This window comes from Pedobacter sp. SYSU D00535, from assembly GCF_017355855.1.
Lineage (GTDB): Bacteria > Bacteroidota > Bacteroidia > Sphingobacteriales > Sphingobacteriaceae > Desertivirga.
The window spans coordinates 75,033-94,830 of record NZ_JAFEWD010000004.1; the positions used below are offsets into that span (position 1 = coordinate 75,033).

The 19,798-nt window shown below is 42.2% G+C and carries 23 protein-coding genes and 1 tRNA gene; 14 read left to right on the forward strand and 10 right to left on the reverse strand.

Annotated elements, in window-relative coordinates:
- Window positions 1-76: 76 nt before the first annotated feature.
- The 6 genes from J4N23_RS10835 to J4N23_RS10860 all read right to left on the reverse strand — a co-directional run bounded on the left by J4N23_RS10835 (window position 77) and on the right by J4N23_RS10860 (window position 6,073).
- Window positions 77-808, reverse strand: coding sequence for a LytTR family DNA-binding domain-containing protein (locus tag J4N23_RS10835; protein ID WP_207427213.1), 732 nt, complete (start codon window positions 806-808; stop codon window positions 77-79).
- Between the two features lie 608 nt (window positions 809-1,416).
- A tRNA-Arg gene (locus tag J4N23_RS10840) sits at window positions 1,417-1,488 on the reverse strand.
- A 234-nt stretch (window positions 1,489-1,722) separates the two neighbouring features.
- On the reverse strand, window positions 1,723-2,823 hold the full coding sequence (gene ychF, locus J4N23_RS10845; protein ID WP_207427214.1) for a redox-regulated ATPase YchF: 1,101 nt from the start codon (window positions 2,821-2,823) through the stop codon (window positions 1,723-1,725).
- A gap of 44 nt (window positions 2,824-2,867) precedes the next feature.
- Window positions 2,868-3,755: an agmatinase gene (gene speB, locus J4N23_RS10850; protein WP_207427215.1), complete on the reverse strand. Its 888-nt coding sequence runs from the start codon at window positions 3,753-3,755 to the stop codon at window positions 2,868-2,870.
- A gap of 115 nt (window positions 3,756-3,870) precedes the next feature.
- Window positions 3,871-4,200, reverse strand: coding sequence for a DUF3276 family protein (locus J4N23_RS10855; protein ID WP_207427216.1), 330 nt, complete (start codon window positions 4,198-4,200; stop codon window positions 3,871-3,873).
- A gap of 79 nt (window positions 4,201-4,279) precedes the next feature.
- The gene (locus tag J4N23_RS10860) at window positions 4,280-6,073 is read right to left on the reverse strand and encodes an ABC transporter ATP-binding protein (RefSeq protein ID WP_207427217.1); all 1,794 of its coding nucleotides are present in this window, start codon (window positions 6,071-6,073) and stop codon (window positions 4,280-4,282) included.
- Between the two features lie 109 nt (window positions 6,074-6,182).
- Between J4N23_RS10860 and J4N23_RS10865 the strand changes: the two genes are divergently transcribed.
- From J4N23_RS10865 to J4N23_RS10905, 9 genes are all read left to right on the forward strand, one after another.
- The gene (locus tag J4N23_RS10865; RefSeq protein ID WP_207427218.1) at window positions 6,183-7,271 is read left to right on the forward strand and encodes a Glu/Leu/Phe/Val dehydrogenase; all 1,089 of its coding nucleotides are present in this window, start codon (window positions 6,183-6,185) and stop codon (window positions 7,269-7,271) included.
- Between the two features lie 33 nt (window positions 7,272-7,304).
- Window positions 7,305-8,252 (forward strand): transcription antitermination factor NusB, encoded by a 948-nt coding sequence (nusB, locus tag J4N23_RS10870; protein WP_207427219.1) that lies wholly within the window; start codon window positions 7,305-7,307, stop codon window positions 8,250-8,252.
- A 5-nt stretch (window positions 8,253-8,257) separates the two neighbouring features.
- Window positions 8,258-8,716 carry a DUF1573 domain-containing protein gene (locus tag J4N23_RS10875; RefSeq protein WP_207427220.1) on the forward strand — a complete coding sequence of 153 codons (459 nt, stop codon included), beginning with the start codon at window positions 8,258-8,260 and terminating at the stop codon, window positions 8,714-8,716.
- Between the two features lie 12 nt (window positions 8,717-8,728).
- The gene (gene yajC / locus J4N23_RS10880) at window positions 8,729-9,040 is read left to right on the forward strand and encodes a preprotein translocase subunit YajC (RefSeq protein ID WP_207427223.1); all 312 of its coding nucleotides are present in this window, start codon (window positions 8,729-8,731) and stop codon (window positions 9,038-9,040) included.
- 134 nt (window positions 9,041-9,174) lie between these two features.
- Window positions 9,175-10,122, forward strand: a complete 948-nt coding sequence (locus tag J4N23_RS10885; RefSeq protein ID WP_207427224.1) for a YbbR-like domain-containing protein — start codon at window positions 9,175-9,177, stop codon at window positions 10,120-10,122.
- Window positions 10,115-10,705, forward strand: coding sequence for a dephospho-CoA kinase (gene coaE, locus J4N23_RS10890; RefSeq protein ID WP_207427225.1), 591 nt, complete (start codon window positions 10,115-10,117; stop codon window positions 10,703-10,705). Before J4N23_RS10885 ends, coaE begins: the two co-directional genes overlap by 8 nt.
- A gap of 1 nt (window position 10,706) precedes the next feature.
- Window positions 10,707-11,648: an exonuclease gene (locus J4N23_RS10895; RefSeq protein WP_207427226.1), complete on the forward strand. Its 942-nt coding sequence runs from the start codon at window positions 10,707-10,709 to the stop codon at window positions 11,646-11,648.
- Window positions 11,648-11,875: a DUF5522 domain-containing protein gene (locus tag J4N23_RS10900; protein ID WP_207427227.1), complete on the forward strand. Its 228-nt coding sequence runs from the start codon at window positions 11,648-11,650 to the stop codon at window positions 11,873-11,875. The genes J4N23_RS10895 and J4N23_RS10900 overlap by 1 nt, the downstream gene beginning before the upstream one ends.
- On the forward strand, window positions 11,835-12,281 hold the full coding sequence (locus tag J4N23_RS10905) for a MarR family winged helix-turn-helix transcriptional regulator (RefSeq protein WP_207427228.1): 447 nt from the start codon (window positions 11,835-11,837) through the stop codon (window positions 12,279-12,281). The genes J4N23_RS10900 and J4N23_RS10905 overlap by 41 nt, the downstream gene beginning before the upstream one ends.
- Here J4N23_RS10905 and J4N23_RS10910 read toward each other — a convergent pair.
- From J4N23_RS10910 to J4N23_RS10920, 3 genes are read right to left on the reverse strand one after another with little or no spacing between them, the layout of a single operon-like run.
- Window positions 12,278-12,997 carry a ZIP family metal transporter gene (locus J4N23_RS10910; protein WP_207427230.1) on the reverse strand — a complete coding sequence of 240 codons (720 nt, stop codon included), beginning with the start codon at window positions 12,995-12,997 and terminating at the stop codon, window positions 12,278-12,280. The two genes, J4N23_RS10905 and J4N23_RS10910, sit on opposite strands and share 4 nt — an antisense overlap.
- Complete coding sequence (locus tag J4N23_RS10915) at window positions 12,979-13,560, reverse strand: phosphatase PAP2 family protein (protein WP_207427231.1); 582 nt, start codon at window positions 13,558-13,560, stop codon at window positions 12,979-12,981. The genes J4N23_RS10910 and J4N23_RS10915 overlap by 19 nt, the downstream gene beginning before the upstream one ends.
- Complete coding sequence (locus J4N23_RS10920; protein ID WP_207427233.1) at window positions 13,553-14,290, reverse strand: cyclopropane-fatty-acyl-phospholipid synthase family protein; 738 nt, start codon at window positions 14,288-14,290, stop codon at window positions 13,553-13,555. Before J4N23_RS10920 ends, J4N23_RS10915 begins: the two co-directional genes overlap by 8 nt.
- A 105-nt stretch (window positions 14,291-14,395) precedes the next feature.
- Here J4N23_RS10920 and glmM point away from each other — a divergent pair, with 105 nt between their 5' ends.
- The 5 genes from glmM (at window position 14,396) to J4N23_RS10945 (ending at window position 18,833) form a co-directional block, all read left to right on the forward strand.
- The gene (gene glmM, locus J4N23_RS10925) at window positions 14,396-15,787 is read left to right on the forward strand and encodes a phosphoglucosamine mutase (protein ID WP_207427235.1); all 1,392 of its coding nucleotides are present in this window, start codon (window positions 14,396-14,398) and stop codon (window positions 15,785-15,787) included.
- Window positions 15,788-15,870: 83 nt separating this feature from the next.
- Window positions 15,871-17,010 (forward strand): cysteine desulfurase family protein, encoded by a 1,140-nt coding sequence (locus J4N23_RS10930; RefSeq protein ID WP_207427237.1) that lies wholly within the window; start codon window positions 15,871-15,873, stop codon window positions 17,008-17,010.
- 89 nt (window positions 17,011-17,099) lie between these two features.
- Entirely contained in the window at window positions 17,100-17,714 is a 615-nt protein-coding gene (locus J4N23_RS10935; protein ID WP_207427239.1) for a hypothetical protein, read from the forward strand.
- Window position 17,715: 1 nt separating this feature from the next.
- Complete coding sequence (locus tag J4N23_RS10940) at window positions 17,716-17,892, forward strand: hypothetical protein (RefSeq protein ID WP_207427242.1); 177 nt, start codon at window positions 17,716-17,718, stop codon at window positions 17,890-17,892.
- 47 nt (window positions 17,893-17,939) lie between these two features.
- Window positions 17,940-18,833: an MBL fold metallo-hydrolase gene (locus J4N23_RS10945; protein ID WP_207427243.1), complete on the forward strand. Its 894-nt coding sequence runs from the start codon at window positions 17,940-17,942 to the stop codon at window positions 18,831-18,833.
- A gap of 14 nt (window positions 18,834-18,847) precedes the next feature.
- On the opposite strand, the gene accD is transcribed toward J4N23_RS10945, so the two are convergent.
- On the reverse strand, window positions 18,848-19,693 hold the full coding sequence (gene accD / locus J4N23_RS10950; protein ID WP_207427244.1) for an acetyl-CoA carboxylase, carboxyltransferase subunit beta: 846 nt from the start codon (window positions 19,691-19,693) through the stop codon (window positions 18,848-18,850).
- Window positions 19,694-19,798 lie beyond the last annotated feature (105 nt).

Consider the following 19,798-nt stretch of genomic DNA (forward strand, 5'->3'; position numbering starts at 1 on the left):
TTTACAAATTTATTAATGTCGGTTTAGAGTGATTTGATAAATCGTAGCGCTTCAACGTAGGTTGATGAAATGTATTTTAGCGGTTGCTACGGATAAGACGACTTGTGGCTTCCTGAAGAAAGGTCTCTTTATAAACTCCTCCAAGCGGTAAAACAATATTGTTAAGAAGGACGATTTTAGACCCATCTATCATGCTTATTTTGCTGGTATTCACAATGTATGTTTTATGAATCCTAACAAAGGTAGAGGGGACGAAGTCCTCAATATCTTTCATTCTAAGGTAAGTAATGTGCTTACTGTCCTCTGTATGGAGGACAATATGATTTTTGAGACCTTCGATATAGAAGATTTTTGAAAATTGGAGTCGCACCATTTTTCCTTTAACACCTGGATTAATGAAAAACTCGTCTTGTTCGTTTAGGTTTTCCTGGTGAGCACGGAGTTTTAACGCATTTGTAACTTTGTTGACACATTTAACAAAGCGCTCGAATGAGATAGGTTTTAAAAGGAAATCCGTAATGTTTTTATCAAATCCTTCTACCGCATAATCGGCAAAGGCTGTAGTGAAGATAATTTCTGTTTTATCCTTGATGATGTCAGCTACCTCCAGTCCAGACAGCTGGGGCATGTCGATATCCAAAAAAGTTATATCCGGCTTTAATCCGTTCTGGAATTCTTTTAAAGCTTCCAGTGGATTTTCAGCGGTGCCAATCAGTTCGAGTCCGGGGCATTTTTCAATGTGACGTACGAGAAGTTCAATTGCATGCCTTTCATCATCTATAGCATAACATTTCAAATTGTGCTGCATTTCTAATTGGTTTATCTTTCCGTTTTCAGCTCCTATTCTACCGGGAGGTTTACATTGCTAATGTATTAAAAATTGAAATACGAAGGGAAGAAAAGATGCCGTATTCGTCGTGAAACTAAGATTAAAAAGTAATGTACCGGGGCGAAAAACTTAGTCTTTTTGTCAGCAGATTATCAATTATTTCTTTTATTTGTAATACAATTACTGAAGAAAAGAAATAATTGAACCTTAACATATTTAAACCTTTAATAGTGACCATGAATAAAAAGTTTGGCTTTTGGGATCGCCTTTTACTTGTTTTTACATTTCTGATTTCCCTTGCATACCTTTTAATCACCTGTTTGATCTACCTTAAACCTTAAACCAAATAAAAGCACAGTGTCGAAGAGTTTTTAAGAGTACGGGTAGCAGAGAAAGGATTAGATTTTTATCCTCAAAAACGAAGTGTTGGGATTTTCACTTAGGTCAATTGCTTTTCCAAAAGATTTTTATACTGATTTCTTGGTAATGAAAATGGTTGCGCATTAACTTCTTCTATCAGTTCTTGCTAAGCAACGAGAAGACTCAGTGGCATGTTTAGGACTAGACGGAGTGTGTCAGGTAAAAAGTGTTCCCGAAGGGATTCGAACCCCTATCAGTTGAACCGGAATCAACTATTCTATCCATTGAACTACGGGAACATGCGGCAAAGATATAATATTCAACCGTTATTCTAAACTTAAATGTAATCATTATTCTCAGCGCCACGGGCGTTAGAAACTTGCTACTTTTCAAGCCGCGCTCCAGCTCGGTTGCTTGAAGTCTTGTATCCGAATCTGAATATAAGACCAAAATGAAGGGCAGCCTGTGGGATGAAAAGAGGCAAACAAAGCAGCTGCTAATCGCAACTGCTTTGTTCGTTGGAATTTTTACTGTTATACGTTGAATCTAAAGTGCATAATATCACCGTCTTCCACTACGTAGGTTTTACCCTCAACGCTTAGTTTTCCGGCTTCTTTGCATGCTGCTTCTGATCCGTAGTTAATAAAGTCATCGTACTTAATCACCTCGGCACGGATAAATCCTTTCTCAAAATCCGTGTGAATAACGCCGGCTGCCTGAGGGGCAGTAAAGCCTTTAGTGATTGTCCAGGCACGGACTTCCTGCACGCCGGCTGTAAAATAAGTGTAAAGATCCAGTAGCCTGTAAGCCGCCCTGATAAGCTTTGCGACTCCAGACTCATCTAAGCCTAGGTCAGCCAGGAACATTTGACGTTCTTCGTAACTCTCGAGCTCGGCGATTTCTGATTCTATTTTTGCAGAGATCACAAGCACTTCCGCGCTTTCGTCTTTCACTGCTTCTCTTACCTGATCTACGTACGCATTGCCTGTGTTCACCGAAGCTTCGTCTACGTTGCAAACATAAAGAACCGGCTTGGAGGTTAGCAAACTTAGTTCTGCAATAAATTCCTGATCTTCCTGGCTAATAGGGGCTGTGCGGACAGACCTTCCAGATTCCAAATGACTCTTAACCACGCTTAATATCTCGAAGGTTTTTTTCGCGTTTTTGTCACCACCCGTTTTTGCCATCTTTTCGACCTTCTGGATACGCTTGTCGACAGTATCAAGGTCCTTTAGCTGAAGCTCTGTATCGATAATTTCTTTATCACGGATAGGATCCACAGAACCATCAACGTGTACCACATTTCCGTCATCAAAGCAACGCAGAACATGGATAATTGCATTGGTAGCACGGATGTTGCCTAAGAATTGGTTACCTAGTCCTTCGCCTTTACTAGCGCCCTTCACCAGCCCGGCTATATCAACAATTTCAATTGTATTTGGAACTATTTTTTGAGGTTTAACAAGCTCGGCGAGCTTGTTTAAACGTTCATCCGGAACTGTGATTACTCCAACATTAGGTTCAATAGTACAGAACGGAAAGTTCGCCGCCTGTGCTTTTGCATTTGATAAACAGTTAAAAAGTGTTGATTTACCTACGTTCGGTAATCCAACAATTCCACATTGTAAAGCCATCTATTTTTTACGATTTTCGAATTTGAATTTTCTTGAAGGACATATTACTGCCCACTAAACTTGTAGCCAATTAGCTTGTACACTAGTTTTGCCAGCGTATATTCAGACAGGATGCTACCCTCTATCGGTGCGCATTCAACCACATCAAAACCTACTACATTCCTTTCTTTGCAGACTCTTTTCAAAAGCTCCAGTGTTTCTGTCCAGAACAAGCCGTTCGGCTCAGCAGTTCCTACTGCCGGTATAATAGAAGGGTCAAAGCCATCAGCATCAATGGTAATATAAACATCGTTACTCATGGGCGCGATAATTTCATCCATCCAGAGTGGGTTGCGCCGAATTTGATGAGCGTAGAATGTGTGAATGTTTTCCGACTCTTTTATTAATTGTGCTTCTTCTTTGCATTGGGCACGAATACCGGCCTGACATATTGTAACACCAAGTTCGTGGACCCTTGCCATTACTGAAGCATGCGAATAAATATTGTCATGATAGCTGTATCGAAGATCTGAGTGGGCATCGATCTGCAGTACAGTTAATTTGGGGTATTTCTTTATAAAAGCTTTTACGAAGCCAAGAGTGACGGTGTGTTCAGCACCTAGGGATATCACAAACTTATCGTCGTTCAAGAGCCGTTCTGTGTTTTCTTCGATGAGCGCGACTGCCTCTGCATCCACCTTTCCTTCAAAGCTGATAGGAGGAAGGGTGGATATTCCTACTTTTTCTACCACCTCTGCGTCCAACTCCTCATCGTAGCACTCTACGAAAGCAGATGCTTTTACGATAGCTTCTGGTCCTTTTGCTGATCCCTGCAAGTAAGAAGAAGTATGCTCGTATGGTACTTGCTGAATTACAACTTTGCTTTTGTCATAGGCATAAATTGATTCATCAGGCAAGCCAAGGAAATTTTCATCTTGAGATAAAGCTTCCATAGTTTGAAAATTTTTGGCAAAGATATGAAAATAGTGACTGCGGCTGGCGTATAAAAAACAAAACCATCCCGGGAAGCCGGAATGGTTGAAAATCTTTATTTCAGGTTATATAGAGTTATATATCGAATGAAAAGTCGTCTTCAGCTTTTGCCGTCTCAATGCCGTTTTCGCTGAATTCATATCTCTTTTCTACAACATCCTGATGAGCTTTGATATAATCTACAGTGTCTTTCAATCCTTCAGAGAATTTTTCGAAATCCTCTTTGTATAAGAAAATCTTATGTTTTACAAAAACGCCGTCTTCTAAACGCTTTTTGCTCTCTGTTACGGTAATGTAGTAGTCATTTGAACGTGTTGACTTTACATCGAAAAAATAGGTGCGCTTTCCGGCTCTTACCTTTTTTGAAAAAACCTCTTCTCTCTCTTTGTTTTCAAAATCTCCCATGTTATAGTTAAAGTTTGCTTGCGGTAAATATAAAGTAATAATTTTTAAACTTCAAAAAACAATTTTCTTGTTGCAACATCTATATACTCTCCAATTGTTGCTCCTCAAGTAATTGTTTTTCATACAATTTCATATAAGCCGCTTTTTTTGACATCAGCTCCTCGTGATTCCCTTCTTCTATGATCTTACCCTCCTCCAGAACCAATATATTATCTGCATTTTTTATTGTGGAAACCCGGTGCGCAATCAGAATACTTGTTTTATCATGCATGTTTCTACCCAAGTTGGATAATATTTCTTCTTCTGTTTTTGTATCAATGGCAGAGAGGCAGTCATCCAGGATAAGCAGCTGTGGTTTTTTTATTAATGCCCGGGCGATAGAAATCCGTTGCTTCTGTCCTCCGGAAAGCGTAATTCCTCGTTCGCCGATTAGCGTTTCAAACCCCTTATCAAATTCGACGATGTTGCTGTATACCGCTGCATCTTTAGCTGCCTGTTCAACTTCAGCACGGTCAATCTTCGCCTGGCTGAAAGCAATGTTATTTGCGATCGTATCGGAGAACAGAAATACTTCCTGAGGCACAAAGCCAGTCTGACTTCTATAGCTGTTCAGGTTCAGGTCCTTAATAGGCTTACCATCTATCAGGATTTGTCCTTCTGTTACATCATACATCCGTAATAGCAAGTTCGCGATGGTAGATTTTCCAGATCCCGTGCGGCCAATTATTGCCAGAAATTCTCCGGGATTTACTTTAAAAGAGACATTATCGAGGGCTTTAATTCCGGTATCAGGATAAATGAAGGTTACATTCCGAAATTCGATGGATCCTCTGAGTTGAAGCTCCTCAGTATCTGGAGAAATAATGTCGGGCTGCGTGTGTAGAAATTCGTTTATGCGCTTTTGCGAGGCTGCAGCTCTTTGCACCAGGGAAGTTACCCAACCTAAAGACATCACCGGGAAGGTAAGTTGCGTTACATACACAATAAATTCAGCAATATTTCCCGCAGTAATAGTTCCGCGAATTACTTCGAGCCCGCCTACATAAACGGTTAATATAGTACTGACACCAATAAGCAAGAGCATTAGTGGGTAGAACAAGGCCTGGACCTGGACAAGCGACAGCGAACTTTTCTTATACTCCTCGCTTTCCGCAGCAAACTTTTCCCGCACATCTTCCTCTCGTCCGTATGATTTTATGACCCTTATGCCTGAAAAATTTTCTTGTACAAAGTTTGATAGAGCGGACAGCCGTTCCTGAATTCGCTCACTTCGATCACTGATAAGGTTATGTACGTAATAGATAGTGAAGGCTAGTATGGGCAGCGGCAATACGCTGTAGATCGTAAGTCTGACATTGACATTCAGCATCACGATAATTACCAATAAGAAAAGTACCAGCGTGTTGATAGCGTACATGATAGCCGGACCAACATACATTCTAACGCGACTTACATCTTCAGTTGCACGATTCATGAGATCGCCCGTATTGTTCCGCCGGTAAAAACTCATGGAAAGTTCCTGGTAGTGCTGGTAGATTTCATTCTTCAGGTCGTATTCGATATGCCGGGACATCAGGATGATGGTCTGCCGCATGAAAAAAAGAAAAATCCCCCGGAGGAGGGAAAGTATCAAAACGGTCAGGCCGAAAAATAGGAGACTTTGACTAAGCAAGTCGTATACGATAGCCTGACGATCGAAACCAGCAAATAACAGATAGACACTAATATTTTCACTTACCAGGTTGAACGCTAGAGCGATAACCCGGCCGGGAAGCACACCAAACACGTTCGAAATGATAACGAAAAGGATCCCCGGTAGCAATCGCCAGCGATATTTGTAGAAGAATTTATTGAGGTAAGCCAGATGCTTCATTTTGAACCTGATTGTCGCAAAGCTAAAGATTTATGTTTAGATACCTTTGGCGGCCTGTCTTTGTTCTATAGAATTTTAGTACTTTTGCCCGCACAAGTCCTGTCGAAATATGTCGTCAAAGGTTTTTGAAGAAGGTTCTGTTTTTTATGAACTTAGTAAGTGCAGCCACCAGAAAGTTCTTTTCTGCAGTGACGAAGATACCGGATTAAAAGCAATTATTGCCGTTCATGACACCACACTGGGCCCCGCCCTGGGTGGAACAAGGATGTGGAAGTACAGAAGCGAGGCAGAGGCTTTAAAAGACGTGCTTAGACTTTCAAGAACGATGACCTACAAGGCTGCTATCAGCGGCTTAAATTTGGGCGGAGGACAGGCAGTCATTATAGGCGACAGCCGTACTGATAAAACAGAGGCGCTGATGCGCCGCTATGGTCGATTCATCAAAAACCTCAACGGCTCATTCATTACGGCAGAAGATCTAGGAACGAGCACCCGCGATATGGAGTACATCCGTATGGAGACGGAATATGTAACTGGCGTGCCAGTTTCTTTGGGAGGAAGCGGTGATCCGTCGCCGATAGCAGCCAAAGGCGTATTGATGGGAATAAAAGCATGTGTAAAAGAACTTTATGGAACTGATACACTTGCCGGACGGTCGGTAGCTGTGCAGGGAATCGGCCATGTGGGAGAAAACCTGGTGCATCTGCTCAGAGATGAAAATGCAAAAGTTTACGTAAGCGACATCAATGAAGAAAGGGTAGCACAGATCGCTAAAAAATACGGAGCACAAGCTATCGCAAACAATAGTATTTTCGATCTGGAGTTTGATATTTATGCGCCATGTGCTTTGGGAGCAACCGTAAATTCGGAGACGATACCAAAAATGAAATGTGCGATCATCGCTGGATCTGCGAACAATCAATTGGCTGATGAGGATGAACATGGTCGCCTTTTGCTGGAAAAAGGGATTCTGTACGCTCCGGATTACCTGATTAACGCAGGGGGGATGATCAATTGCTACTCAGAGCTATCAGGTTACAGTAAAAAACGGACATTGCAGCTCGCCGAAAACATTTATCAGGCTACCCGCGTAGTGTTGAAGAAGTCTAAGGAGGAGAACATTCCGACAAATAAAGCAGCTGATATGATTGCTGAGAAGCGCATATCGGACATTAAAAAGATTAAAGGATCCTATTAAAGGGATAAAGTATATATAAATCGTTCTTATAACATGTTAAACAGAAGGCAGCTGAGGGTAAAAGTATTGCAGTCATTATACGCTTATAATGTATCTCACAACAGAGAAGTGAGAGGTTTTGAAAAGAAGCTGCTGGATAGTGTCGATGACGTATATGAAATGTATGTCTGGCTGCTGGCTTTGCTTGTCGAAACTGCTGATTATGTGCTAATCGATGCAGATGAGCGGGCAAATAAGTACTTACCTACTGAGGAAGATCTCAACACTAATCTAAAGCTCAATACTAATAAGTTTATTGTTGCTTTGCGCGATAATGCGGAGTATCAGACGGCAGTTAAGAAGTACAAAACGTCCTGGAGCTTCGATCCTGAGGTTGGAAAAACGATTTTTAATCTGTTGAAAGAGGCGCCCGAGTATCAGGCATATCTATCTAATCAGGATGAGTCCATGAGGGCAGAAAAGGATATCATTAAATACATCTTCAAGAAGATTATTCGCGTAACGCCTTCCATAGAGCAGCTATTTGAAGAGAAGTTTATCAACTGGCCTGTGGACAAAGAGGTGCTTGAAGCGATGTTGGCCAAAACGTTCAGCAATTTCCAAAGCGAAGTTCCCAACGATAATAAACTTGCACAAATAAGTCCAGCCTGGGTGGAGGATCGCGACTTCATTGTTAATCTGTTTCATAAAACAATTGCATTTGATGAGGAGTACCAGGGCTTAATTTCAGAAAAAACAAAGAACTGGGAGGCTGAGCGGATTGCATTGATCGATATCCTTCTTATGAAAATGGCAATTACTGAATTGGTCCATTTTCCATCGATCCCTGTAAAGGTTACCATGAATGAATACATCGAAATTGCCAAGGAGTTCAGTACCCCCAAAAGTAATTTCTTTATCAACGGTATTTTAGATAAGATCCTGTCTGAGTTAAAGGCAGCAGGAAAAGTTCGGAAGACAGGAAGAGGTTTAATTGAATAAATAATATGAGGAAAGTAATTATAGCAGGATTCGCTGCAGTTTCTTTTTTTCTTAATGCTTGTTCTAACAACAATCAGGAGCAGGCTAAACAGTCAGATAGTAGCAGCGTTTCTACTACAGACGGAGAGCAGAGTGCTGAGAACGCTCCGGTAATTAAATATGAGAACGACACCTATGACTTCGGCAAGGCGACTGATGGTGAGAAGGTGGCGTACGATTTTAAATTCACCAACACAGGCAAAACGCCGCTAATCATTTCTAATGCTAGTGCGACTTGCGGTTGTACCGTCCCTGACTACCCACGTGAACCTATCCCACCCGGTGCATCTGCAGCAATTAAAGTAGTTTTTGATACTGCTAACAAAACTGGTATGCAAAGAAAGGTAGTCACTATAACAAGTAATGCAAATCCTTCAACTTCCGAAGTTTACCTTGTAGGAGAAGTTGAAGCAAAGAGTAAATAATAACGAACAAACATGACAGCAACAATTTTATTGCAGGCAGCGGGTGGCGGACTAATGAGTTTCTTACCTATGGTATTAATTATCATAGTGTTTTACTTTTTCATGATCCGGCCTCAGATGAATAAGGCGAAGGAACATAAGAAGTATATTGAAACTCTTAAAAAAGGTGATAAAGTGGTAACTACTGCGGGTATCCATGGTCGGATTGTAGATCTGAACGAAACCACGCTTGTTCTGGAAGTGGAAAGCGGAACAAAAATCCGTTTCGACAAATCAGCCGTTTCACTAGAAGCTTCTAAAGCAGCGAACGGTACCAAAGCCTAGTCTCCGGACCTGAGAGGCCGAACCTCAGATTTAAATGAACCATTTTCTTCCAAGCAGTTGCTATGAAGTTGGTTGACAAAAATCGCAGGTTCCGCCTCTTTTTCGTTATAAATATCTGAAGTACCTTTGATCGTATGCCAGTATTGACTTTAAGTAGGATAGAACGAAGGAGGCTCACGGTCTTTTTTACCAGTCTTATGATAGCGGTGATGGCTTGGTTAGCCTTTGCACTGTCCGGTAGGTATGAGTATACAATCGACACTAAAATTAACTTCATCAACCCACCTTTACATCGCGCATACCAGCCCCTACACGAGGATACGGTTAGCTTTAAGGTGGAAGGATCTGGATGGCAACTGCTTTTTTCAAGATTTCAACACCCGCCAGCGGTTGACGTAAGCCTTAGAAGCTTAAACAGTAGAAACTACATCACCTTTTCCGAGCAAATCCGGGATATCAACCGGCAGTTTCATGGAAAACAAAAGGTTGTATCAGTAATGCCTGACACCTTGTTTTTTGATTTCTCAACAAGAGTTACGAAAAAAGTTCCGGTGAGATTGTTATACCAGCTTGCTTTTAGAAAAAATTACGGAGTTTCGGGGCCAATTGTCGTAACGCCAGATTCTGTTATTGTAACCGGGGCAGCAACAGATGTGGCTGGCATCACTTTTTGGATTACAGATACCCTGCGGCTGCAAAATCTAGCCTCTAGTATTAACATGAAGCTTGGGTTTCTTTCTTCCCCCAAAAACAATATCGATATTTTCCCGCAGAAGGTGAAGGTGGAAGTCCCCGTTGACAGGTTTACTGAAAAGGTAGTAGATGTACCTTTAAAGGTGATTAATAACAGAGGGGCAGATGTTAAGCTACTTCCCGAAAGAGTAAAGCTAACGCTGCTTACTGCACTCCGGAACTTTTCAAAAGTTGAGCGCGATTCTATCACTGCAGTTGTAAATTTAGACGGCTGGTTTAATCATCGATATTCGCAGCTTCCTGTGCATCTTACCACATTTCCGGCTCATTCAAAACTTGTGAAAATAGAACCGCAAACTGTAGATTTTCTAATTTACCCGAATGATTAAAATTGGGATAACGGGCGGAATAGGCACAGGAAAGACCACTATCTGCAGGGTTTTCGAGTTGCTTGGTGTTCCTGTATTTTATGCAGACGCTGCCGCTAAGCAGGCAATGCAGACCGATACGATGTTGATTGAGAACCTCAAAGCAGTTTTCGGAAGTAAAAGTTACACAACAGACGGTGTACTGGACAGAAGGTACCTTGCTGGGATTGTTTTTGGGAACGAAGAGCAGTTGCAGAAGCTGAATGCCTTAGTTCATCCCGCAGTATTCAGAGCTTTTGATGCCTGGGTAGAAAAACAGGACTCTGTTTATGTGATTAAAGAGGCCGCTCTGCTGTTTGAAAGCCAATCATATAAAGATTGTCATGCAACTATTCTCGTAAAATCTCCGGAAGCACTTCGCATTCACCGGGTCGCTACGCGCGATCACATTACCAAGGATGAAGTGCGGGCGAGAATGTCGAGACAATGGACTGATGAGGAAAAGGCCCGGCTAGCTGATTTCATTCTGAATAACGATGAACGACAGCTGCTGATCCCACAATTGCTAACACTTCACCAGCGCTTTCTTTCCGGAACTATTTAACATGATTCTACCTGATTTTATCATAAAGAGTGATAAAGGACTCTATTGCAAGTATGGCGATTTCTATTTGGATCCTCAGCTACCCGTAAGCAATGCCGTCGTTTCTCACTCTCACGGCGACCATGCCGTTGCTGGCCATCGCACTGTATTGTGTACCTCGGCAACTGCTGCGATTATGCAGCTACGCCTAAAGAAGACATGCGCAAAAGAGTTCATTGTCCATGGATTTGGAGAGGGATTCAATATGGATGAAGTGCGTTTGCATTTTTTTTCAGCGGGCCATATTCTTGGGTCTGCGATGGTCCTGATGGAATACAGGGATGTGAAGTACTTGTACACCGGCGACTTTAAACTGCAGGAAGATGAAACGTGCGAGCCTCCTGAAATGGTTACGGCAGATGTTCTGATCACTGAAACTACCTTCGCCAATCCCGCAGTTGTGCATCCCGATCCGAGGCAGGAAATAGAGAAGTTAAACCAATCTAATCACAACGTGCTGCTGGGCGCCTATTCACTAGGCAAAGCTCAGAGGTTGGTAAATCTCATCAATCGCTACTGCCCTCAGCGAAAAGTGCTGCTGCATCATTCAATGCTAGCTATTACCAAGCTGTATGAAGACTTTTCGTATCCTCCCGGAAAATATGAACCTTATAACAGGAAGTTGATGAAGTTTCCTGATCAAGGCTTTGTTTATATCGTTCCTCCGCTTACATTTGAGAGTTATTTCAGAGCTAAAGGAGTTTTGCGGGCATTTGCCTCCGGATGGAAGAGACTTCAAAGTCGGAATGACATGGAGTTATACATTTCGGACCATGCCGATTGGAATGACATTTTGAAAGCAGTAGAAACGATAAAACCTAAAGAAATCTGGACTTTACATGGTGACGGAACGTTTCTGCAAGAATATTTTTTAGGAACATTGCCTGTGAAAATTTTAAACTAATGCTTCAGGAGGGTATTGATTACTATTTTAATGGAGATGGACTGATGGTGTTTACATCAGAATATCATCTTAAAAGAGGAACCTGTTGTAAAAATGAATGTAAACATTGTCCCTGGAGCTACAAGAAGAGAAATAGACTAACCACAAGCAGCTTATCAATTAAAACCTCATCCAAAACGATTATTAATGGAATTAGAGAAGGAGATACAGTCGAAATTCGAGAATGAATATCATAAGGCATTAGTCAATGTGATTTATACTCACTCCTGGGTAACAGCCCTTTTAAAGCAGAATCTAGAGAAGTATGACTTGACGGTGCAGCAATTCAACATTTTGCGCATTTTAAGAGGACAGCATCCTAATCCGGCTACAGTAAATTTGCTTAAAGAACGTATGCTTGATAAGATGTCTGATGCATCGCGAATTGTTGACCGGCTGGTGCAAAAAGGTTTTGTGGAGCGAAATGTAAATCAGAGGGATAGAAGAGCAGTAGACATTTTCATCTCCCGGAAAGGGCTGGAAGTGCTCGAAAAGCTCGATCCGATAATTACCCCCGCTGATTTCCTAAAGCAAAACCTCGACCAGGAGGAAGCAAAGCAATTGAACTACTTGCTCGACAAGTTCAGAGGCTAGTGCAGGTGCATCGAGAAATTTAATAGCGCTATAGCTACACCCGACAGTACTGCAATCAATTTTTTGAGGTTGTAGTGGTGATCTACACTGGATTCGAAAAGAATGGTTGTTGAAATATGAAGGAAAATTCCGATCACCACGCCCATTATCCGGTCGAAATAGTCATCGATACTTCCAATAGAACCTTTGCCAATTGCATCACTAAGAAGGTAGCCCAGCGGTGACATTAATGAGAAAACGACCAGGAGCACCAGAATACTGGTCTTCTTGATGTGATTTTGGACCAAAACGGTTCCTAATGCAAAAGCTGCGGGAATATGGTGAAGAGCGATCCCGAACAACAGTTCATTTTGCGGACCTCTAGCCAGCGGCATCCCCTCGAGGAACGCATGCAGGCATAAGCTGATCATGATTCCATAAGGGAATGCGTGATGGTGATGAGCATGCTTGTGCATGTGACCGTGTTCGATCCCGTCCGAAAATTGTTCAAGCAGAATCTGGAATAGAAATCCGCCAAGTACATACAAGCCTATCTCGTGATCTCCGTCATGATACACTTCTGGGATGAGGTGCAGAATGGTGATGGCAAAGAGAAAAGCGCCGCTGAATGACAAGATGAGTTTTAGCCGCTGGGTGTTCTCTTTTCGAAAAAAGAAGACGGCAACTCCTCCGACAAGACAACTGCCAAATAGTATAATCAGTTTCCAGAATTCCATTTAGTTGCAGGCTGAAAGTTGAGAAAAAGAGTAGCAACGATATAACCGATCATACTGCCCAGAAGTGCGCCGATGGTAACGTCAGCCGGAAAGTGAACGCCGACATAGACTTGTGCAAATGCAATGCTAAAAGCCCAAAGAATTCCAATAGGAAGTACCCATTTGAATTTTTCCTGAAAGATTACAATCAGGAAAACCGCGATTGCAAAATGGTTGGTTGCATGAGTGGAGGGGAAACTGAAACCAGTACCGCAGGCAACTCTGGTGATGATATCATCATAAAACCCGGGCTCATTGCAAGGTCTCAGGCGCTGTACAGCAGGTTTTATAAGCGAAGAGCTCATAAAGTCGCTGATTGCAAAAGTGACAAGCAGGAAGAGGGTGCACATCCATCCAGTTTTCTTGTAATTCCTGACAAGGAATACGACAATGAAAAGATACAGCGGTGACCATAAGAACCTATTTCGCAGCAGTGGCATTAGCCAGTCGAAAAATGGGTTTGCCAAGCCACGGTTAATGGCTAGGAAGTATTCATGGTCTAACTGAACGATCTGCTCAAGCATCTGATTTCTTGCAAATAAAAATTAAACGATCGGATTTAACGGGATCAAAAGCGTTGAGTGAATAATCACCAAAATGGTTCTCTACTTCAAAGCCACTTAATTTAAACAACTTTTCGAAGTCTGAGAAGGAAAACGCTTTGACCTCTTCCTTGAAATTGTAACCCCTGCTTCTATGCTCAAAAGATATGCTTTTAATGATCTTTCCATTCTCCACCTTTTTAGCAATGCTGAAATCGATTCCATCAATCAGCTTAAGCTCTTGACGGGTGAGATTTCTTACAATTTTCTCTGTATTGAAGTAATCCAGAACTAATCTTCCCTCCGGTTTTAATGCTTTTCGAAAAGTCTTTAGCGCCTTGACGTGATCTCGTTCTGTTTCGAAGTAACCGAAACTAGTAAAGAGATTCAAAGCCAAATCGAAGTAGTTGATGTACAGCAAATGTCGCATGTCATGCTCATGGAAGTGAAGTTTCTCATTCTCAAACTGTTTGGAGAATTTGATGTTAGAGTGAGAAAGGTCAATTCCGGTAACATCGTATCCCTTCTTATTCAAATAAACAGAATGCCTTCCCCGACCGCAGGCAATATCCAGAATTCTTGACTGTGGGTTGGGCTGAAGAAAGGAGCACAAGTTATCAATCAAAAATTCAGCCTCTTCATCATTCCTCTGATGATAGAGGATATGATAGTACGGAGAGTTGAACCAGTTTTGATACCATTTGCGCGACATAGAATTTTAAATTGGCTGCAAATATATACAAATAAGCTTTTCTGGTTGGTTTCCGGTTTGCCGTTCTGCTTTTATTCTTATTTTTGAACTCCTAAAAAATTCAAAGTGACGCTTATTAAATCAATTTCAGGTATCAGGGGAATTATTGGCGGAAAGCCAGGAAACGGCCTAACTCCTGTAGATATTCTAAAATTCACTGCCGCTTTCGGAAAGTGGACGGTTCAAAACAGTGGCAAAAGTAAAATTGTGATAGGTCGGGACGCTCGTATTTCGGGTGAGATGGTTAGGAATTTGGTAGCTGGTACACTCCAAAGCCTTGGAATTGATGTGGTTGATCTCGGTTTATCTACTACCCCCACAGTGGAAGTGGCAGTGCCGGATGAAAACGCAGGCGGCGGAATTATCATTACAGCCAGCCATAACCCTAAGCAGTGGAATGCGCTGAAGCTGTTGAATCACAAAGGCGAATTTATTAGTGATCAGGATGGGAAGGAAGTGCTTGAGCTGGCGGAAAATCTGGATCTTGAGTTTTCAGATGTGAACCAGCTTGGTAAAATATACTTCAACGATACGTATCTCGACAAACATATAAACAAGATTCTGGCTTTGCCTTTGGTTGATGTGGACGCGGTGAGAAAGGCGAAGTTTAAAGTTGCAATTGACTGTGTAAATTCAACCGGCGGAATATTTGTGCCAGCTTTATTGAAGGCCCTTGGTGTAGAAACGATCCACGAGCTTTATTGCCAGCCAGACGGTCATTTCCCTCACAACCCGGAACCGTTGCCGGAAAATCTAATAGCGCTTTCGCAGGAGGTAGTTGCTAAAAAAGCCCATCTTGGAATAGCTGTGGATCCGGATGTCGACCGGTTGTGCTTTGTATGTGAAGATGGCTCTATGTTTGGCGAAGAATATACCCTTGTTGCCGTAGCTGACTACGTTTTAAGCAATACTCCGGGCAATACTGTATCCAACTTGTCGTCTACCCGCGCTTTACGCGATGTAACCGAAAAGACTGGCAACGCTTACAATGCCGCGGCGGTAGGAGAGGTGAATGTGGTAAATAAAATGAAGGAAACAAATGCTGTAATTGGCGGAGAAGGAAATGGAGGAGTAATTTATCCTGAATCGCATTATGGAAGAGATGCTTTGGTTGGGATTGCACTTTTCCTTACTCACCTTGCTAAATTTGGAAAATCTATATCCGCTTTGAGAGCATCCTATCCTAACTATTTTATTTCTAAAAATAAGATTACTCTTACCCCTGAGATGGATATCGACGGACTGTTGCTGAAAGTGCAGGAGAAGTATAAAAATCAGCCTCATTCTACTATTGACGGCCTAAAAATAGAGTTCGATAAAGAGTGGGTGCACCTGCGTAAGTCCAACACAGAACCGATCATCAGGATTTATTCTGAAGGTAACTCTGAAACGGTTGCTAATAACCTGGCAAATAAAATTATCTCAGATATTAAAGAGATTCTTCAGTTAACTGAATAATATCTGAGACAGAAAAAGCGCTGCAGTAAGTTGTACAAACTTGTGGTGCGGATTCGTTGGTATTATTGTAATTACAAGATTTCATGTCGCGCATTTATCTCGATAACGCCGCAACTACTCCCCTGGATCCTGATGTCCTCAAAGAGATGTACAGGGTAATGGAGACTAGCTTTGGCAACCCTTCATCAATTCACGCTCACGGGCGGGAGGTGCGTACTATTGTTGAAAAGGCGCGAAAGACAGTTGCGGGGCTTCTACATGCCTCTCCTGCAGAAATATTTTTTACTTCAGGCGGGACTGAAGCCGACAATACGGCAATTAGGTCTGCTATTAACGATCATAAAATCACTCATGCAATCACTTCAGTAATTGAGCATCATGCGGTTTTGCATACGCTACAGGCGTTGGAGAAAAACGGCTTAATTAAACTGAGTTATGTAAGCACCGACAGCAGAGGAAACATTGACCTTAGTCATCTGGACGAGCTTTTAAGCAAAAATGAACGGTCTTTCGTTTCCCTCATGGAAGCGAACAACGAAATTGGCACTTTAACCGATTTACAGGCGGTAGGGGAGGTGTGTGAAAAGCATTCCGCAATTTTCCACTCAGACACAGTGCAAACTATGGCTCATTACGCTCATGATTTGCGGAAATTAAAAGTCCATTTTCTGACCTGCGCTGCTCACAAATTTCACGGGCCGAAAGGAGTAGGGTTCCTGTATGTGAATCCTTCAATCAAGATAAATCCGATGATCTCGGGAGGGTCTCAGGAACGGAATATGCGAGGGGGAACGGAAAATGTATATGGTATCGCCGGCTTGGCAAAAGCGCTTGAACTGTCCTATCGTGACATGGATATTCATAGGGCTCATATTCAAGGCCTGAAATCGTACATGATAGAACAATTGCAGCGGGAGGTGGAAGGAATTAGTTTCAATGGTGAAATTGATGCTGATAAAAGCCTATATACTGTATTGAATGTCTCTTTTCCCGAAATGGAAATGTCCGACATGCTCTTGTTCAATCTAGACATTGCAGGAATTTCCTGTTCTGGCGGAAGTGCCTGTAGTTCAGGTACTAATATTGGTTCTCACGTTTTGGAAGGAATCGGTGCATCTCCGAACCGACCTGCCGTGCGCTTTTCCTTTAGTAAGTATAACACGAAAGAGGAAATCGCCTTTACAGTAGCTAAGCTGAAAGAGATTTGCTCTTCTTTACTTTAGCTCTCCCACCTTATTTATTTTCTCTTTACTGAAACAAACAGGGTAAGCCCGGGTGTTTATTTGATAAAACAACCTTAAGCTAGATACCTATGAAATTATTTAAAGAAGAGCTTTTAATTCCTCAAGATGAAGATTTAAGAGTGGATACATTTACAGTGGACCCTGAGGATGACGAAGATGTTGACTCCAGCAATGACGATTTGGGGGAAAACACTGAAGTTACCCCTCTCGGGGATGAAGTTGATGAAGAAGACATGAACTCCTACCGCGCACCAGGTGAAGAAGACGATGATTTGCTGGACGATGATGAAGATGATCTTTTGCTCGACGATGACGACCAGTTTCTGGAAGATGACGACGACGTAGTTGATATTTACACAGCGGATAGTTCACCAATAGACGATGATGATTACGTGGATGAAGATGATGACTTCATGGAAGACGATGATGAAATAGCTAACCCGGATGTAATACCTGTTGTTCCTGATACAGATGATGATGAAGATCAGGGAACCTGGGCCGATGATGACGATGATCTGTTAAGTGTTGATGATGACGAAGATGATGACTCAGCCACTGGCGATGGTACAGGATCGAGCACCGCGAATTTGAATACCGATTTTTCTACCCGGCACCCAGAGAGGAAGACGGGACGGATGTATGGTCACGAGCCGGGTGTTCAGGGTTTTGATGGAGATTTTTAGTATGAGCGACGATAAGCCAAAACATAATCATACTGGTCAGACACCTACTGACATTCCTTCCGAGGAGTTGATAAATCCGCCGAAGAAGAAACGCGAGAAAAAGGTTGACAGACGAAGTGATTTCAATTCAACAGCTAAAGATCCGAACTTGGGTAGCAGAAATAACACAGGAAGATAAAGAAGCCCCGATAATATCGGGGTTTTTACTTTTGTAAATTAAAACTAATGGAAAGACGTGAATTTTTGAAAGCTTCAGGCATTTCGCTGGGCTTATTAGCCTCTTTAAACTACGCTGCTTTTGCTGATTTTTTTAGCCGTGCCTATGTATTTAAGCCCCTTCGTAATAACGTCGGTATATTTACTGAACAGGGTGGAACAATAGCATGGCTTGCAAATAAGGATGGAATCGTCGTGGTCGACTCGCAGTTTCCTGACCCGGTTGCTCATCTTATTACTGAATTGAAACAAACTTCAGGCTCGCCTTTCAGATATCTCATCAATACCCATCATCACGGCGATCATACTTCCGGTAATTCGGCTTTTAAAGGAATGGTAGATCAGGTCGTTTCTCATCAAAATGCATTGGATCATTTAAAAAAGGCTGCCAGCGCCGGTTCTGGAACCCAGCAGTTTCTACCCAATAAGACCTTTAAAGATGATATGGATTTTCGGGTGGGGGATGAAAATATAAAGCTCTATTATTTCGGAGCAGGGCATACGAATGGAGACGCTATCATTCATTTCAGCCGCGCTAATATTGTTCACATGGGAGATCTTGTCTTCAATCGTCGCTTTCCCTTCATCGATAAACCTGGAGGAGCTAATATAGGAAGCTGGATCAAAGTCCTCGACAAAACAATCAAAAAGTTTGACAAGGACACCCTTTTTGTCTTTGGGCATGCTCTGGATCCCGAAAAAGTAACCGGAACGGCGGAGGATCTTAAGGCATTCCAGAACTACCTGGAGAAATTATTGGAGTTTGTTGGGGCAGCAATTAAGGCTGGACAATCCAAGGAAAGTATTTTGAAAGCCACCTCCATTCCCGGCGCTCCCGAATGGAAAGGGCAGGGAATCGAGAGAAGTCTCAATGCTGCCTACCAAGAGCTAACTAATAGCTAGAAACGCTCGAGCTATTAGTTTTTCATCATACGCAGAAAAGTAGAAAGCTTTTCTTTCATTTCTCTTCTGTCTACAATGAAGTCAAGAAACCCATGCTCCAAAACAAATTCTGAAGTTTGAAATCCTTTGGGTAAGTCTTTTTTAATGGTCTCTTTAATAACCCGCGGCCCGGCAAACCCTATCAGCGCCCCAGGCTCTGCAATATTTATATCGCCTAACATGGCGTAAGATGCGGTCACTCCACCAGTGGTCGGATCCGTCATCAAAGAAATATAAGGAATTTTAGCTTTTGCAAGCAGGGCCAATTTGGCTGACGTTTTAGCCATTTGCATGAGAGAAAATGCCGCTTCCATCATTCTGGCGCCACCAGATTTAGAAATGAGTAGGAACGGAAGTTTGTGTTCAAGGCAGTAATCTATCGAGCGAGCGATTTTTTCTCCCACCACCGAGCCCATCGATCCTCCGATAAAGGAGAAGTCCATACATGCAACCACTAAATCCTGATCGTTTATTTTTCCATGCGCTGATCGTATGGCGTCGTTCAGTCCCGTTTTTGCATAGCTTTCCTGAAGTCTCTCTGTGTATTTTTTTGAATCCGTAAATGACAGGGGATCACCGGATTTTAGATTGGCAAAAAGTTCATTGAACTCGTTGTGGTCAAAAAGGATGGAGAAATATTCTTTGGAACCAACTCTGAGATGATAGCTGCAATAATGACAAACGTACTTGTGTTCGACCTGTTCTGCATAGTGTAAGGGCTTCTTACACTGCGGACATTTATTCCAGATGCCGTCTGGTGCTTCTTTTTTTTCTTCAGTAGAAGTTATAATTCCTTTTTTCTGTCTTTTGAACCACGCCATATCTTTGGAAATAAGCGGTACAAATAAACGAATTTTTTAAGAAACCCCTTCCTTTATTATTGATCTCTTTTATTTTTATGACTATTGTCACTTATACTAAAACTA